At 69.9% G+C, this 14,900-nt stretch carries 15 protein-coding genes; 6 read left to right on the top strand and 9 right to left on the bottom strand.

Annotated elements, in window-relative coordinates:
* Nucleotides 1-60: 60 nt before the first annotated feature.
* The 4 genes from ISO16_RS16470 to ISO16_RS16455 are packed head-to-tail and all read right to left on the bottom strand — an operon-like array spanning nt 61 to nt 3,633.
* Nucleotides 61-729, bottom strand: coding sequence for a methionine ABC transporter permease (locus ISO16_RS16470; protein WP_065923583.1), 669 nt, complete (start codon nt 727-729; stop codon nt 61-63).
* Nucleotides 726-1,736: a methionine ABC transporter ATP-binding protein gene (locus ISO16_RS16465; protein ID WP_072636679.1), complete on the bottom strand. Its 1,011-nt coding sequence runs from the start codon at nt 1,734-1,736 to the stop codon at nt 726-728. Before ISO16_RS16465 ends, ISO16_RS16470 begins: the two co-directional genes overlap by 4 nt.
* Nucleotides 1,733-2,572, bottom strand: a complete 840-nt coding sequence (locus ISO16_RS16460; protein WP_006943671.1) for a MetQ/NlpA family ABC transporter substrate-binding protein — start codon at nt 2,570-2,572, stop codon at nt 1,733-1,735. The genes ISO16_RS16465 and ISO16_RS16460 overlap by 4 nt, the downstream gene beginning before the upstream one ends.
* Nucleotides 2,569-3,633, bottom strand: a complete 1,065-nt coding sequence (locus ISO16_RS16455; RefSeq protein ID WP_072636678.1) for an isopenicillin N synthase family dioxygenase — start codon at nt 3,631-3,633, stop codon at nt 2,569-2,571. Before ISO16_RS16455 ends, ISO16_RS16460 begins: the two co-directional genes overlap by 4 nt.
* Before the next feature lie 498 nt (nt 3,634-4,131).
* Here ISO16_RS16455 and ISO16_RS16450 point away from each other — a divergent pair, with 498 nt between their 5' ends.
* From ISO16_RS16450 to ISO16_RS16430, 6 genes are all read left to right on the top strand, one after another.
* Nucleotides 4,132-5,250: an LLM class flavin-dependent oxidoreductase gene (locus ISO16_RS16450; protein ID WP_029546691.1), complete on the top strand. Its 1,119-nt coding sequence runs from the start codon at nt 4,132-4,134 to the stop codon at nt 5,248-5,250.
* 94 nt (nt 5,251-5,344) lie between these two features.
* A complete protein-coding gene (locus ISO16_RS16445; RefSeq protein ID WP_083662351.1) occupies nt 5,345-6,172 on the top strand; it encodes an NADPH-dependent oxidoreductase in 828 nt (275 codons plus the stop codon).
* Between the two features lie 95 nt (nt 6,173-6,267).
* Entirely contained in the window at nt 6,268-6,339 is a 72-nt protein-coding gene (locus tag ISO16_RS29080; RefSeq protein WP_353852504.1) for a putative leader peptide, read from the top strand.
* 64 nt (nt 6,340-6,403) lie between these two features.
* Entirely contained in the window at nt 6,404-6,967 is a 564-nt protein-coding gene (locus ISO16_RS16440) for a flavin reductase family protein (RefSeq protein ID WP_072636677.1), read from the top strand.
* Between the two features lie 101 nt (nt 6,968-7,068).
* Entirely contained in the window at nt 7,069-7,581 is a 513-nt protein-coding gene (locus tag ISO16_RS16435; RefSeq protein WP_072636676.1) for a winged helix-turn-helix domain-containing protein, read from the top strand.
* 228 nt (nt 7,582-7,809) lie between these two features.
* The gene (locus tag ISO16_RS16430) at nt 7,810-8,301 is read left to right on the top strand and encodes an NADPH-dependent FMN reductase (RefSeq protein WP_075288582.1); all 492 of its coding nucleotides are present in this window, start codon (nt 7,810-7,812) and stop codon (nt 8,299-8,301) included.
* A gap of 10 nt (nt 8,302-8,311) precedes the next feature.
* Here ISO16_RS16430 and sfnG read toward each other — a convergent pair whose 3' ends face one another.
* The 5 genes from sfnG to ISO16_RS16405 all read right to left on the bottom strand — a co-directional run bounded on the left by sfnG (nt 8,312) and on the right by ISO16_RS16405 (nt 14,900).
* On the bottom strand, nt 8,312-9,433 hold the full coding sequence (gene sfnG / locus ISO16_RS16425; protein WP_072636675.1) for a dimethylsulfone monooxygenase SfnG: 1,122 nt from the start codon (nt 9,431-9,433) through the stop codon (nt 8,312-8,314).
* A 100-nt stretch (nt 9,434-9,533) separates the two neighbouring features.
* Complete coding sequence (locus ISO16_RS16420; protein ID WP_072636666.1) at nt 9,534-10,907, bottom strand: styrene monooxygenase/indole monooxygenase family protein; 1,374 nt, start codon at nt 10,905-10,907, stop codon at nt 9,534-9,536.
* A gap of 29 nt (nt 10,908-10,936) precedes the next feature.
* On the bottom strand, nt 10,937-12,349 hold the full coding sequence (locus ISO16_RS16415; RefSeq protein ID WP_006943659.1) for an LLM class flavin-dependent oxidoreductase: 1,413 nt from the start codon (nt 12,347-12,349) through the stop codon (nt 10,937-10,939).
* The gene (locus ISO16_RS16410; RefSeq protein ID WP_006943658.1) at nt 12,346-13,563 is read right to left on the bottom strand and encodes an acyl-CoA dehydrogenase family protein; all 1,218 of its coding nucleotides are present in this window, start codon (nt 13,561-13,563) and stop codon (nt 12,346-12,348) included. Before ISO16_RS16410 ends, ISO16_RS16415 begins: the two co-directional genes overlap by 4 nt.
* Before the next feature lie 122 nt (nt 13,564-13,685).
* Entirely contained in the window at nt 13,686-14,900 is a 1,215-nt protein-coding gene (locus tag ISO16_RS16405) for an SfnB family sulfur acquisition oxidoreductase (protein WP_072636665.1), read from the bottom strand.

The raw sequence follows: 14,900 nt of genomic DNA, 5'->3' as shown, positions 1-14,900 counted from the left end.
TATCGATTCGATATGAGACGGGGCCGCGGTAGGCACGGCCGCGCCGCCGCGAAGCGAACTTCATCGCCGGTGTGCGAGCGCCCGCACCGCGACGTCTCCCGCGGTCTGCAGCGCCTGCACGAGCACGATCAACACCACCACCGCGACCATCAGGACCGGGGTGTTGAAGCGCTGGTACCCGTAGACGATGGCGAAGTCGCCGAGCCCGCCGCCGCCGACGACCCCGGCCATCGCGGAGTAGCCGACCAGCAGAACCGCGGTGAGGGTGGCACCGGAAATCAGAGACGAAAGCGATTCGGGAAGAAGTACTTTGGTGACGATCTGCCGGTTCGAGGCCCCCATGGCCCGGGCCGCGTCCACCCGCCCACGCGGAACCTCTCGCAGCGCGCTCTCGACGATGCGGGCAAAGAACGGGATCGCGCCGATCGTCAAGGGGACGAGCGCGGCGGTCGGCCCGATCGCAGTCCCGACCACCAGACGGGTCACACCGATCAGCGCGATCAGCAGGACCAGGAACGGCAGCGAACGGAACACGTTGACCACGGCCCCGACCACGAGATACAGCGTGCGGATCGGGCGCAGCCCGTCCGGCGCGGTCACGTGCAGCAGAACACCCACGAGCACCCCGCCCACGACGGTGAGGAGGAAGGCGACGCCCACCATGTAGAGGGTGTCGAGCGTGGCGGCCCACACCTCGGGCAGGGCGTCGTACCAGCTGAGTTTGTTCATGCCCCGACCCTCGCCCCGACGCCGGTCGTCCACGCGACGGTGACGTCGGGCAGGGCGGCGAAGAATCGGTCCACCGCGTCGCGATCCACGTCGCCGTCGAAACGCACGTGCAGCTTGCCGATGTCGGTACCGGCGACACGGTCGACCCGGCCGCCGACGACCGCGACGTCGACCCCGACGTCGCGGGAGAGCCGGGACAGCCACGGCGTGGCGACGGCAGAGCCGCGGGCGGTGACGAGCGCGGTCACGTCCCCGTTCTGCTCGCCGACGCCCGCCGGCAGCAGCGCATCACCGAGGCGGGAGACGGGGTCGGCCACGAGATCGGCCACGGGACCGGATTCGACGATGCGGCCCCCGTCCAGCAGCGCCGCCGACGTGCAGATCCGGCGCACCACGGACAGCTCGTGGGTGACGACGACGATGGTGACGCCGAGGGTCCGGTTGACGGTCACGATCAGATCGAGCACCTGCTCCGTGGTGGCCGGGTCGAGGGCACTGGTCGCCTCGTCGCACAGCAGGACGTCGGGCTCGGCGGCGAGTGCGCGCGCGACGCCGACGCGCTGCTGCTGCCCGCCGGACAACTGCGAGGGGAAGGCGTCCCGCTTGTCGGTGAGCCCGACCAGCTCGAGCAACGTCTCGGCCCGGTCCCGTCGCTCCGTCCTCCGTACGCCGGCGACCTCGAGCGGAAACTCGACGTTCGCGCGGACGGTGCGGGAGTGCAGGAGGTTGAACTGCTGGAACACGGTGCCGATGCGGCGACGGGACCCGCGCAGCCGGCCTTCGGACAGGTGCGAGAGGTCCTCGCCGCGCAGGAGGATGCGTCCGCTCGTGGGGCGTTCCAGCAGGTTCAGGCACCGCAGCAGCGTGGACTTGCCGGAACCGCTGGGGCCGACGATGCCGAAGACCTCTCCCTCGTCGATCCTCAGGTCGATTCCGCGGAGTGCGTCGATCGTGCCGGTGCCGCCCGTTGCCGGGTACGACTTGGTGAGTCCGTCGACGACGATCACGCGCCGACCTCGTGGACGGGTACGACCGCGCCGTCGTAGTTCTCGGCGATCCAGGCGGCGACCTCGGGCGACTCGAGGGCGTCCGCGAGGGCGGTGACGGCGGGATCGGACGCATCCTCCGATCGCACCACGAGGATGTTCTCGAACGGGTTGTTGTCGACGGATTCCCGCACGATGCTGTCGTCCGCGGGGTTGAGCCCCGCTTCGAGCGCGTAGTTCGAGTTGACGACCGAGGCCGTGATCGCCGGATCGTCGACGGTGCGCGCGAGCTGCGCGCGTTCGAGCTCGACGAACCTCAGGTTCTTCGGATTCGAGACGATGTTCGCGGCAGTGACCGTCGCGATGTCCGCTTCGGACAGCGGCTTGTCGAGTTCGAGCAGGCCCGCCGACTCCAGGAGGTAGAGCGCACGCGCGAAATTGGTCGTGTCCTTCGGCAGCGCGATCGTGTCGCCGTCCTTCAGGTCCGCGACCGCGGCGATCTTGTTCGAGTACAGGCCGAGCGGTTCGAGGTGTACGGCGGCGACCGACTCGAGGTTGTCCACGCCCTTCTGCTGCTGCCAGTCGGCGAGGTACGGGTGGTGCTGGAAGAAGTTGGCGTCGACGTCACCGGCTTCGAGCAACTCGTTCGGGTCCACCTCGCCGGTCACGGGCTTGATGTCGAGGACGACGTCGCCGAGCGCACCGGATTGCCGCACGTGTTCCAGGATTTCGACGTGCGGAGTCGCGGAGGCGGAGATCACGAGCGTGTCCTCACCGGTCCCGGAGGCGGAGCAGGCGGCCAGCCCGGTGGCCAGGGCGACGGCGGAGACCACGGACAGGGTGCGGCGCAGAGTCATTCGGAGTGTTCGCTTTCGTCGAGATCGCCGGGCCGGCCGGCGAGGAGGGGGGAGTTCGAGAGGTCGGCGTGATGGCGCTCGGTGACGTTGGGGTGGGCCCGCAGCCGTGACTTGAGCGCGTTGAGCCCGTACACGGCGTGCAGGGCGTCACCGTGCTCGTCCGCACCCACCCCGCGGGCCTCGGCGGCGAGTGCGCCGGGCAGCGGCACATGCGGCAACGCCTGATCCAGTGCGGGATTGAGGAAGAACGGCAGGGATACCCGGTCGGTGCCGGGAGCCGGCGGAAGGACCCGGTGCGTCGTCGCCTTCAGGTAGCCGCCGGTGGCCAGTTCGAGGAGTTCGCCGATGTTGACGACGAAGTGTCCGGGCAGGGGTTCGACGTCGACCCAGGTGCCGTCGATCTCCACCTGGAAGCCGGTGCTTCCGGGTTCCGGATAGAGCAGCGTGAGAACTCCCACGTCCTTGTGACTGCCCACACCCTGTTCGGTGATCGATCGGTCGTGGCCCGGGTACCGCACGATCTTCAGCAGCGGATCGGGGTCCGCGAACGCGCCGTCGAAGAAATCGGCTGGTGCGGAGAGGGATTCGGACCATGCCCGGAGGAGCCGGCGGCCGACCGCGCCGGCCTGCTCGATCCACTGCAGCGCGAGCGTCCGCAGCTGCGGCACCCGGCTCGGCCACAGGTTCGGACCGTGCAGCACCTCCCACGGCCGCTGGGGGTCGAACTGTGCCACCGGAGCCCGTTCGGGACCGATGTCGAGTTGCTCGCGCCAGTCCACGTATCCCTGAGTTCGTTCACCCCCGACGCGGGTGTAGCCGCGGAAATGAGGCGAGTGGGAGTTCTCGATCTCCAGCTTCACGGGGTCGGGCAGGGCGAAGAACGCGCGTGCCGCCGCGATCAGCCGGTCGGCGAGGGCCGGGTCGATGCCGTGGCCGGTCAGGTGGAAGAAGCCGACCTCGTGCGTGACCCGACGCAGCCGGTCGAGCAGGGCGGCCCGGGTGGCGGCATCGCCGTCGAGGCCTGTGAGGTCGACGACGGGCAGGGTGGTCGAGGGAGGCATCGCAGGGAGTCCTTTCGGGCCACGTCGAGCGCCAGGTGCCCGGGAAACGGGCAACGCGGCACCGGCGGCCGGAGGAGATGTCGGTATCGGGAGACGCGGGTGCGTCCGGTGGGACGGCTGTCAGCGACAACAACACGCCGGGGCGTGCGTGCCCACGACGCGTGCGATCACGACCTGCGCGTGACTGGTGCCGACCATCTTTCCTCCGATGGGCCGCGGGCGCGGCCCGTTCGTGGCGGGAATCCGCCCTCGGTGCTGCCGGACGGTCACGCTATCCAGTGGACGGGTCTCGGACAACCCACGCCCTTTCGGGCGGGTCCGACCTGCACCGATTTCGGATCACGACGATCGCAATCCTGGTCCGCACCCCGGTGCACGGCTACCGTGACGCCGATGCCGAGACGACGACGGCGACGTGTCCGGCCGGGCGCAACGGTTCCGATCACCTCGAGGACAACCCTTCACGGACGCCCACCGGGACGGCAGACTCTGTAGTTCGTGCGCTTCCAGATCCTCGACATCATCTTCAACCCGCCGCATCCGGTCACCGGCGACGTCGTCGCTCCCGCGGAGCGCCTGAACCGCGTCGTCGAGATGGCCGTGCTCGCCGAGCAGCTCGGCATCGACAGTTACTCGGTCGGCGAACGTCATGCCGGCGACGTGCTCTCGTCCAGCCCGACCGTCGTCCTCGGTGCCATCGCACAGGCCACCGAGCGGATCCTGTTGTCCACGGGTGTGACCGTGCTGTCGGTGCTCGATCCCGTGCGCGTCGCCGAGGATCTGTGCACCGTCGATCAACTGAGCCGGGGCCGCCTCGAGATCGTCATCGGCAAGGGCAACGAGGTGCTCCAGTACCCCCTGTTCGGCCTCGACATCGGCAAACAGTACGACTACCTCACCGAGAACTACGAACTGCTGCGCCGGCTGCTGCGGGAGGAACACGTCGACTGGTCGGGTGAGTACCGAGCGGCACTCGCCGATGTCACGACGCTGCCCCGCCCGTTCGACGGGCCGTTCCGCATCTGGCACGGATCCGCCACGTCGGCGCGGGCAGTGGACCTGGCGGCGAAGTGGGGAGACCCGATCGTGACGGCCAACGCCCTGCAGCCCCGGGAGAACTACAAGGTCCTGATCGATCGATACCGCGAGCACTACGCCGCACACGGTCACGACCCGGCGAAGGCCTACGTCGGATCGGGTTCGGGCGGGTTGTTCCTCGCAGACACCACGGAGAAGGCGATCGAGGAGTACCGGCCCATCTACGAAGGTGCGGTACGCCAGGCCGACAAGAGGAAACATGATCCGGGCGCCGTCGGCAAGACCACCAGCTTCCGCACGATCGAGGAGGCGGTCGAGCGGGGTCCGGCCCTGGTCGGTTCGCCGGACCGCGTGGCCGAGAAGATCCTCGACTACCACGAGTGCTTCGGCCACGTCCTCCAATCCGTATCCGTCAACCACGTGCTCGACTTCGAACGCCAGAAGGACACCCTGCGTCGATTCGCCGAGGAGGTCGTGCCGCTGGTGCGCGCGGAGATACCGCCGACGACGCTGTGGAGCGAATCCGACACCGAGCGCGCCAGAGGGTTCACCGCCGATTCGCCGGTGGGCAGCCGATAGCGATCCGTCGACCGGCCGGGAACCGGCCAGAAGGGCTCCACTCGTGACCACGTCTCACCCACTCACAGCGAACCCCGGCGCCGGCGCGGATCGGGTGGTCGCTCGCTCCGATGCTCTCGAACGACGCGATGCTCTCGAACGACGTTTCGGTGCTGCCGACACGGCCGGCCCCTGGAACGCGGTGCTGGCGACTCAGCTGGCGCACCGGTCGGTGCGCCGGTTCCTCGACCGTCCCGTCCCCGAGGATCATCTGCGCGCCGTCGTCGCCGCCGCGTCGTCCGCGGCCAGCTCGAGCAATCTGCAGCTGTGGTCCGTCGTCGCCGTCACCGACCGCGAGCGGATCGATGCGCTCGCCACCCTTGCGGGCGATCAGGATGCGGTCCGCCACGCGCCGCTCTTCCTGGTCTGGCTCGCAGACTTCGCCCGCTCGGAGCGCATCGCTACGGTCCACGGCCGAGAACTCGTCAACGCGGACTTCGCCGAGGGCACCCTGCTCGGCGTGGTCGACGCGGCCCTGGCCGCGCAGAATGCCGTGGTCGCGGCGGAATCGGTCGGCCTGGGCACCGTGTACATCGGTGGCATCCGCAACGAGCCCGAGCGCGTCGCCGACGTCCTGGAACTGCCGCAGCGGGTCTTCCCGGTCGTCGGCCTCTCGGTCGGCTTCCCCGATCCGGCGGAGCGGGCCGAGGTCAAGCCGCGACTCGGTTTCGACGTGGTGTGCCACCGGGACCGTTACCGACTCGAGGCGCAGGACGCGGGTATCGCCCGGTACGACACCCGCGCCGAGGACTTCTACCGTGGACAGGGCCTGCCGGGCAGCTGGACCGGGCGAATCGTGGCACGACTGACGGATCCGGGTACCCTGGGATCGCGCCGCCGACTTCGAGACGCGTTGCGCGAAAGGGGTTTCCCGACGAGCTAGGGGCGCCGGCAACCCCGGCACCGCCTCGGCTGTGCCCCGACGAAGACCGTCGGGGACGGCCACGATCGACTGCAGACAGGTGAGGATCGAGCACTATGACCGAAACAGCGTGGAGCCGCAGGCACGTGGACCTGTGCCGCACCCGCTCGTGTCTCTGTGCCTCCTGACCTGAGTACGTGTCTTCCCGATACCTCCCTCCGTCTCGGTATGTACCTCCTTCAAGGAACGGCTATGTCCCTGTCGATGTCGAATGCCCTCGAATACTCCGCCACCGCCGCATCGGAGCACGCTCCGGGCGTCCGTGGCGACCAATACCGCTCAGCCCTTCGGCGGCACCCCGCCGGGGTCACGATCGTCACTCTCGAATCCGGCTCCGGCCCGGTCGGGTTCACTGCGACGTCCTTCGCTTCGCTCTCCCTCGATCCGCCGCTGGTCTCGTTCAACATCACCGACACGTCGTCGAGCATCGACGCCGTCCGCTCGGCCGAGTCGTTGGTGATCCACCTGTTGGGCGACCATCAGCAGCATCTCGCGCAGCGCTTCGCGCGCAGCGCGGCGGAGCGGTTCTCCGACGAGTCACTCTGGACCCGACTCGAATCCGGTGAACCCGTCCTGCACGGCACGCCGGTCTGGCTCCGGGTTGTCGTCGACCGGTTGATTCCGCTCGGTGACAGCACTCTGGTCGTCGGTGTCGTGGTTCGTGCGCACGAGGACCCGAATCCGGCGGAGGGCAAGAGTATTCCGTTGCTCTACCACGAGGGCGCCTACCACCGCCCCGTCGCATTGGAGGAGTGAATCATGAGTCGCCTGCCGAGTCTCCGGAACGAGTGTCCGAGCTGTCGCCGCACCGCATCGCCCGTCAGCTCGTCGGATCCCCTCCTCGACCGGAGCCTCACATGGAAATCCTCGCCACTCGCAATGACGTAGTCACCGCCGCCGGTGCCGAACTCGTTCTCGTCCTGCGACTGCCCGACATCGGAACACACTCCTCGCGTGACCTGGCGGCGCTCGCCGATGCCCTTCGCGAGGCCGCCCAGGATCTGGTTCCGGGCGTGAGCACCCATACGGTGCTCAGCCCGACCCCCATCCCGTTGATCATCGACCTTCCCGCCCGCGACGTCCTGCTCGACGGCCGGCGAGTGCTGCTCAGCCACAGCGAGTTCGAGATCCTCGCCTATCTCGTCCGCAACCCGAGGACCGTGGTGTCCCGGGCCGTCCTGCGCGACCTCGGCACCGGGATGCGGGAGGTGGACAGTCGCGGCCGGAACGTCGATGTCCACGTCTCCCGGATCAGGACCAAATTGCAGCAGTTCGGCAGCATCATCTCCACGGTCCGCGGCAGCGGATACCGCTTCGACCCGCACCCGGCCGTTCACATCACGGAACTGCTGACGAGGCGGTGCGCATGACGCCCGGGCACGACGACCTCCCCACAGGTCGCCCTTCGGCGGCCGCACGCGAATCGGAGTGCGAGAGGCAAGGTCTACTGCGGCGGCTGTTCGCCGAGGTCCGGTGGCCGGACGTCGCCACCACCTACGCGGTGATAGAGCTGTGCACACGGTGAGCGCGGTCCGACCAGAACCTCCCGGCAGCGCACCGCGCCGGGATACCTCGAATGTATGTGGAAAGGCCCCTGCGTGAAGACCACCGTCGTCGCCGGCAACCCCAGGCCCGGCTCCCGCACCCTCGACGCCGCCACCCTCCTGGCCACCGAACTCACCGGCTCCGCCCCCGACCACGTCATCGACGTGATCACCCTCGGACCCGGCCTGCTCGGCTGGGGCGACGACGCCGTCAAGGCGGCGGTGGACACCGTCGCCGCCTCGGACCTCGTGGTCGTCGCCAGCCCCACGTTCAAGGCCGCCTACACCGGCATCCTCAAGCTCTTCCTCGACCAGTTCGCCACCGGCGACGGCCTGCGCGATGTCACCGCCGTGCCGCTCATGCTCGGCGCCGGCCCGGCCCACGCCCTGGCCCCGGACCTGCTGCTCAAGCCGGTGCTCGTCGAACTCGGCGCCACCACCCCGGCGCCGGGTCTGTACCTGCTCGACTCCACCTACACCACCGACACGCGGATCGCGGACTACGCCCAGCGCTGGGCGCCGGTCCTGCGATCCGCGTGGCGGTGAGCGGGCCGCGTCAGACGACCACGGGCTCGCGGTCGTCCTGATCGGCGGCCTCGAGTTCTCGCACGAGCGGCAGCACCTTCTCGCCGAAGTACTCGATCTCCTCCTGGAAGTGGAGGAAGCCGGACAGGATGAGATCGACCCCGCGCCGGCGGTATTCGACGATGCGGTGGGCAATTTGCTCGGGCGTGCCGATGAGCTGGGTGCGGAAGCCGTCGTTGTACTGGACCAGGTCCTCGAATGTCGAGTCGGCCCACATGCCCTTCTTGTCCCCGGTGGACGCACCGGCCTGCTGCACGGCGCCGCGGAAGCCCTCGACCGCCGGGCGGTTCGCCTTCTCGATGATCTCGCGGAGAGTGTCGCGCGCTTCCTTCTCGGTGTCGCGGGCGATGATGAACCCGTTGAGGCCGACCCTGACCTCGCGCTGGTGCTCGCGGGCGACGGCGCGCAGGTCGGCGATCTGGTCGCTGATGCCGTCGTAGTCCTTGCCGTTGCTGAAGTACCAGTCCGCGTAGCGCCCACCGTTGGCGATCGCGGCGGTGGAGTTACCGCCCTGGAACAGTTCGGGATTGGGCCGCTCGGGCGTGTTGTCGGGCTTGGGCTTGAGGGTGAAGTCGTGGATGCGGTAGAAGTCGCCGCGGAAGTCGACATCGTCCTCGGTCCAGATCTTGCGCAGCACCTGCAGGAACTCGGCACTGCGGCGGTAGCGTTCGTCGTGCTCGAGCCACGGCTCGCCGAGGTGGGTGAACTCGTCCTTGAACCAGCCGCTGACGACGTTGACGGCGAACCGGCCGCCGGAGAGCTGGTCGGCGGTGGCACCCAGCTTGGCGAGCACCGCCGGCTGCCACAGTCCGGGATGGACGGCGGCGATCACCTTCAGGCGCTCGGTGGCCAGCAGGAGAGCGAGGGAGAAGCTGGTGGACTCGTGCTGGAACTCCGCGCCGTAGCTGGCCTCGTACCGCACCTGGCTCAGGGCGTACTCGAAGCCGTTGTTCTCGGCGGTGCGGGCGAGCCGGACGTTGTAGTCGTAGTCCCAGCTGGTGCGCTGTTCGATGTTCGAGGTGACCAGGCCGCCGCTGACGTTGGGCACCCAGTAGGCGAACTTGATCTCGGGGGTGATGTGTTCGGTCGACATGGGCACCAATTCAAGCGTCCGCACCCGCCGCACCCAATCGTTGGAATCAACCCGATCCCAACCGTCGCGAGCGGTCGCGACGGTCGGGACCGGGTCGTCGTCAGGCGGGCTGGACCGCTGCGCCGGCGAGCGGCGACGCGGTGAAGCTGCCGCTCGGCTGGAACCGCGCCAGCACGTCCTCGGCCGGCTCGCCGGCATGCGCGGTGATGAACGCCAGCACGTCGTCGCGGGTGTCGATGCCGAGCAGCGTGCCGGGTTCGGACAGGAACCCGAACAGCGCGGCGGCCACCGGCTCACTCACGGTCGCCGCGGGGAAGAGCAACTCCGCGTGCACGGCGTACTTCGGATCGCCGAGGAACAGCCGGGTCACCTCCGCGGCGGCGTGACCGCGGGCGTCCCAGTGCTTTTCGAACTGCTCCGTGAGCCAGTCGGCGGTGAACTCGCCCTCGTGGCCGCGTGCCGCCTCGATCAGCGCCGCCACCTGCACCACGGTGTTCTGTGCGCCCTGGCCGGCGATGGGGTCGAACGCGATGGCGGTGTCGCCGATCGCGGCGACGACGTGGCCCCCGGCCGTGCGGCCCACCGCCCGCCGCACCGTCGGGGTGACGGCCCCCCGCAGCCACGAGTGCGGATCGGCCTCGATGACCTCGAGCTTCTCCACCTCGGGGGCGTCCTGCGGGAAGTAGTCGCGGTACAGCTCGACGACGGTGCGACGGGCGCTGTGGACGTCGGTGACCGCCTCGAACCGCTCGACCCACGGGCTGCCCGGCTTGGCGAAGCCGAGGAAGCTCCACGTCGGACCCGCGTCCTTGTGCAGGTACGGGCCGAGCCAGGCCTCGCCGTACTCGGTGTGCAGGTTGAACAGGTTGTGGGCGCCCCCCGCCTCGGAGCGGTAACCCCACGTGTCCGGGCCGTGCCCGAGTCCCCGGAGCGTCACCAGCAGCAGGGTGCGCTGGGGCTTGCGGTAGACGGTGCGCTCGGCGTCGACGGGAAACAGCGACGACAGGCCGCCCTTGCCGGTCGCGACGAGCGTCAGGTCGTGCTCGGCGGCGATCGCATCGAGACTCTCCGGCGTCACCGCGCGCACCTCGAACCGGCCACCCCGGTCGAGGAAACGGCCCAGCCGGTCGTCCGCCCGCAGCCGGACGTCGACGCCCTGCGCGACGTACCGGAAATCCGGGTCGAACTCGAGGACCTCGGCGCGGGTGTCGCCGTCGCCCGAATACAGGCGCGTGCTCATGCCGGTCGAATGGGGTCCGTCGGCGTACAGATCCTCGATGATCCGGGCGTCGGACTCGCGGGACTTGCCGAAGTAGACGGCCGTTCCGGTCGCCGGCACGTCGTTGCGCAGCGACTCGCGACCCCGATCGCTGAGGACGGTGACGTCGAATCCGGCATCGAGGAAGCCGAGCGCGGCCGTGGTCCCGGCCAGTCCGGCGCCGACGACGGCGACGGAACGTCGAGTGGTGGTCATGGAAACTCCTCGTGGTGGGCGGTGATGGATCAGCCGACGTAGGCGCGGTGGCGGTCGGTCACGGTCGAGAGGGGCGCGCCGAGCCGGTAGCGGGCGCCCCGATGCTCGTCGGGGAGGCGGTCGCCCTTGCCGAAGAGCTTGTGGCGCAGCGTTCCCTCGGTGTAGGTCGTCGGGTAGGCACCGCGCTCCTGGAGGACGGGGACGACGTGGGTGATCACGTCCTCGAACGAGCCGGGCGTGACGGCATAGGCAAGGTTGAACCCGTCGACGTCGGTTTCGGCCACCCACTCCTGCAACCGGGTGGCGACGGACTCGCCGGAGCCGACGAAGCGGGGGCCCAGTCCGCCGATGCTCGCCCACTCGGCGATGTCGCGGACGCGCCATTCGCGGCCGTCGTCGTCGGCCTCCTGGAACGCCGCGACCGCGGAGCGGATGGCGTTGCTCTCGACGTTGCCGATCGGCTCGTCGAGGTCGTAGCGGGACAGGTCGATACCCATCCAGCCGGAGGTGAACACCAGCGCGCCCTCGAGGCTGGCGTACCGCTTGTACTCCTCGTGTTTGGCCGCGGCCGCCTCGTCGGTGGCGTCCGTGACGATCGTGGCGAGGGCGTAGATCCGCGCGGAGTACGGATCGCGGCCGGCGTCGACGAGCGCGGCCCGGATGCGGGCCACGGTGTCGCGCAGGACCCGCTTGGACGGCGGCCCGACGAAGATCGCCTCCGCGTTCTCCGCCGCGAAGCGCACGCCGCGCGGCGACGCCCCGGCCTGATAGATCACCGGGGACCGCTGCGGTGACGGTTCGGACAGGTGAATGCCGGGCACCGTGAAATGCGCACCGCGATGCCCGATGTGGTGCACCTTCTCCGGGTCGATGTAGAGGCCGCGCTCGGCGTCCCGGACGACGGCGTCGTCCTCCCAGGAGCCCTCCCACAGCTTGTAGAGCACCTCGAGGTACTCGTCGGCGTGGTCGTAGCGGGTGTCGTGATCGAGCTGGTCGGCCTCGCCGAAGTTGCGGGCCGCGGACGGCAGGTATCCGGTGACGACGTTCCATCCGATGCGGCCGCGGGTGAGGTGGTCGAGGGTCGAGAGCCGCCGCGCGAACGGGTAGGGATGCTCGAATCCTGTTCCGGTGGTGATGCCGAAGCCGAGATGCTCGGTCGCCGCGGCCATCGCGGAGACGAGCAGGAGCGGATCGGCCACCGGGACCTGCGCCCCCTGCCGCAGCGCCGCCTCGTCGGTGCCGCCGTAGACGTCGTACGTGCCGAGCACGTCGGCGATGAACAGGCCGTCGAACAGGCCGCGTTCGAGGAGCCGGGCAAGTTCGGTCCAGTACCCGAGGTCGGTGTAGCGGTGCGACCGGTCCGCGGGGTGGCGCCACAGTCCGGGGGACTGGTGGGCCACGCAGTTCATGTCGAACGCGTTGAAGCGGATGTGCCGGGTCACGCGATGACTCCGGGGCGACGGCCCGCGCTCCACGCGTAGGGGAGCGGATCTCCGTTGAGCACATGGGCGCCGACGGCCTGCTGCTTGTAGATCAGCGGGTTGTGCGCCGCGACGGTCCGTGCGTTGCGCCAGTGCCGGTCCAGCGCCGCCTCCGACGAGGTGATGGATGCGCCGCCGACCTCGAACAGCTGCGCCGTCGCGTCGAGGACGAGCCCGATCACCACCGACTGGGCGCGGGCGGCGGAAGCCTCGGCGCGGTCGAGCAGTTCGGGGTCGTCGGCGCCCGCGTCGAGAAGGACGTCGAGGTCGTCGGCGACGGCGAGCACGGCGGCGCGGGCACCGAAGGCCGCGGCCGACAGCTTCCCGATCACCTGCTGGACCAGCGGGTCGTGCCGTGGCAGGTCGGCCACGGCGTGGGTGAACGTGCGGGTGCGCGCCCGAACCCAGTCGACGGCGTCGGCCTCGGCGCGCCGGGCGATGCCGGCGAGCACCGCGAGCTGCACCAGCTGCAGGTAGGCGGTCGCGTAGGTGCGGCCCGGGGCGCCGTAGCCGGGCCCGAGGATGCGGTCCTCCGGCACCACGACTCCCGTGAAGGTGGTGGTACCGCTCGCGGTGAGCCGCTGGCCGAAACCGTCCCAGTCGTCGGTCTGCTCGACGCCCTCCTGCCGCGCGTCCACCAGTACCGAGACCCGCTCGCCGTCGCGGTCCGCGGCGACGAGGATGTGGTCGGCGTACAGGCTTCCGGTGCTGTAGTACTTGATTCCGTCGAGGGCCCAGTCGCCGCCCTTGCGGGTGAGGGTCGTGCGGTAGCGGTCGGCGGCACCCACGCCCGGTTCGGTGATGGCGTTGCCGACGAGCGTGCCGTCCGCGGCGGCCGCGAGCCAGTGCCGGGCTCGTTCGTCACCCGCGAGCCGCTGGTCCTCGACGAAGCTCCAGTGCACGCGCAGCGCCTGTGGCAGGTTCGACTCGGCGGCAGCGAGGTCGATCAGCAGGTCGAACAGCTGACGGATCGTGGCACCGAAGCCGCCGAACTCGACCGGCACCCGCAGGGCGCCGAAACGGGCCTCCCGCAGCCACTGCACCTCGTGGAACGGCAGCCGGCGCTCGTGCTCGCGCTGGACGGCTCCCTCGGCGATCCGGTCGAAGATCGGCCGGAAGCGCTCCCGGAGTTCGTCGTCGGTCACGGCCGGCGTCTGGATCGTTGAACTGCTCACCTGTCATGCTCCTCGGTGTGGCGTCGATGTCGACACAACGATGGACAATCGGGCCCGCGATGGCACCGGTTGCGATCGGCCAGAGTTCAATACTGGCGCCGGGGAACGGGCGTGCGGTCGTCTCAGATCACCCCGTGCCGCGGTGGAGATGTCCCGTCCAGCGTCCAACGGCCGATGTGCTGCAGTTTCCAGCGCGTCGCGTCGTGCAGGGTGTGGGTGCGTGCGTCGCGCCAGTAGCGGGACAGGTTGGCCGCGCCGGATGCGCTTCGGGTGCCGCCCAGTTCGAACACCGCATTCGCGGCGTCGAGCGCGGCGCGGGTCGCCGCGACCTTCGCGGTGGCGACGTCGATCGATGCCGCCGTGGCGGTGTCGGCGTCGAGGTCGGTGCGCGCGGAGTCCACCGCGCGGGCCGCGACGGTCAGCAGGGCCTGGGCCGCCCGCACCGTGACGGTCACCTCGCCGGCGAGCTGAGCCAGTAGCGGATCGTCCACCGCGCGGTCGACTCCCGCCTCGAAGTGGGGACGGGCGCGGCCGGCCTGCACGACCGCCTCGCGCAGGGCGCCGGTCGCGATCCCCACGTCGATCGCGGCGTGCAGGATCTGTGCCTGTGCCCCGTAGGTGGTGGGCCCGTCGAACAGCCCCGAGTACGGGACGATCGACGAGGCGGGCACCGTCACGCCGTCGAGGGTGACGGTGCCACTGGCGGTGGTGCGCTGCCCCATGCCGTCCCAGTCGTCGACGACGGTGAGCCCGGCGGCGTCGCGGGGCACGAACGCCACGGCCTTCGGAGTGCCGCGGCCCGGGGTGCCGCCGTCGCCGACCACACTGGCGCGCACGGCGATCCAGTCCGCGAACAGGGCGCCCGTGCTGTAGAACTTGCGGCCCGAGAGCGTGAAACCCGCACCGGACGGGACGAGCACCGTGGTGTCCACGTCGACGGGATGGGGGCCGCGTTCGCTCTGCGCGTTCGCGAACAGGGCTCCGGACCGCACCTCACCGTAGAAGAACTCCTGCTGATCCGGGGTTCCCTGCGACCGGAGCAGTTCGAGGAAGGTGAAGTGGGACTGGGGGATCTGCGCGATACTCGGATCCGCCTCGGCGAGGAGCCGGAAGATCTCCACGAGCGTCTCGGTGGGCACGTCGATCCCGCCGTACGCGCGGGGCACCGTCACCGCGCCGAGGCCCGATCCGGCGAACTCGCGGATCTGGGTGTGCGGCAGTTCGCGGTTCGCGTCGCGGAGCGTGGCGTTCTCGGCGAATCGCCGGCCCAGCACCGTGGCCGTCTCGAGCGCGTGGTCGCCGTCGACGATCCCGGATGTGACCTCGGCAGTGCCCAT

The sequence above is a fragment of the Rhodococcus sp. M8 genome, assembly GCF_015654185.1.
GTDB lineage: Bacteria > Actinomycetota > Actinomycetes > Mycobacteriales > Mycobacteriaceae > Rhodococcus > Rhodococcus aetherivorans.
Note: the sequence above shows the minus strand (reverse complement) of the source record. Positions and strands in the feature narration are given on the sequence as shown.

What these genes read in the sequence shown, in the direction of transcription:
- ISO16_RS16470 (WP_065923583.1), bottom strand. Translation starts at nt 729, where the DNA reads ATGAACAAACTCAGCTGGTACGACGCCCTGCCCGAGGTGTGGGCCGCC.
- ISO16_RS16460 (WP_006943671.1), bottom strand. Translation starts at nt 2,572, where the DNA reads ATGACTCTGCGCCGCACCCTGTCCGTGGTCTCCGCCGTCGCCCTGGCC.
- ISO16_RS16455 (WP_072636678.1), bottom strand. Translation starts at nt 3,633, where the DNA reads ATGCCTCCCTCGACCACCCTGCCCGTCGTCGACCTCACAGGCCTCGAC.
- ISO16_RS16440 (WP_072636677.1), top strand. Translation starts at nt 6,404, where the DNA reads ATGTCCCTGTCGATGTCGAATGCCCTCGAATACTCCGCCACCGCCGCA.
- ISO16_RS16435 (WP_072636676.1), top strand. Translation starts at nt 7,069, where the DNA reads ATGGAAATCCTCGCCACTCGCAATGACGTAGTCACCGCCGCCGGTGCC.
- sfnG (WP_072636675.1), bottom strand. Translation starts at nt 9,433, where the DNA reads ATGTCGACCGAACACATCACCCCCGAGATCAAGTTCGCCTACTGGGTG.
- ISO16_RS16420 (WP_072636666.1), bottom strand. Translation starts at nt 10,907, where the DNA reads ATGACCACCACTCGACGTTCCGTCGCCGTCGTCGGCGCCGGACTGGCC.
- ISO16_RS16405 (WP_072636665.1), bottom strand. Translation starts at nt 14,900, where the DNA reads ATGGGCACTGCCGAGGTCACATCCGGGATCGTCGACGGCGACCACGCG.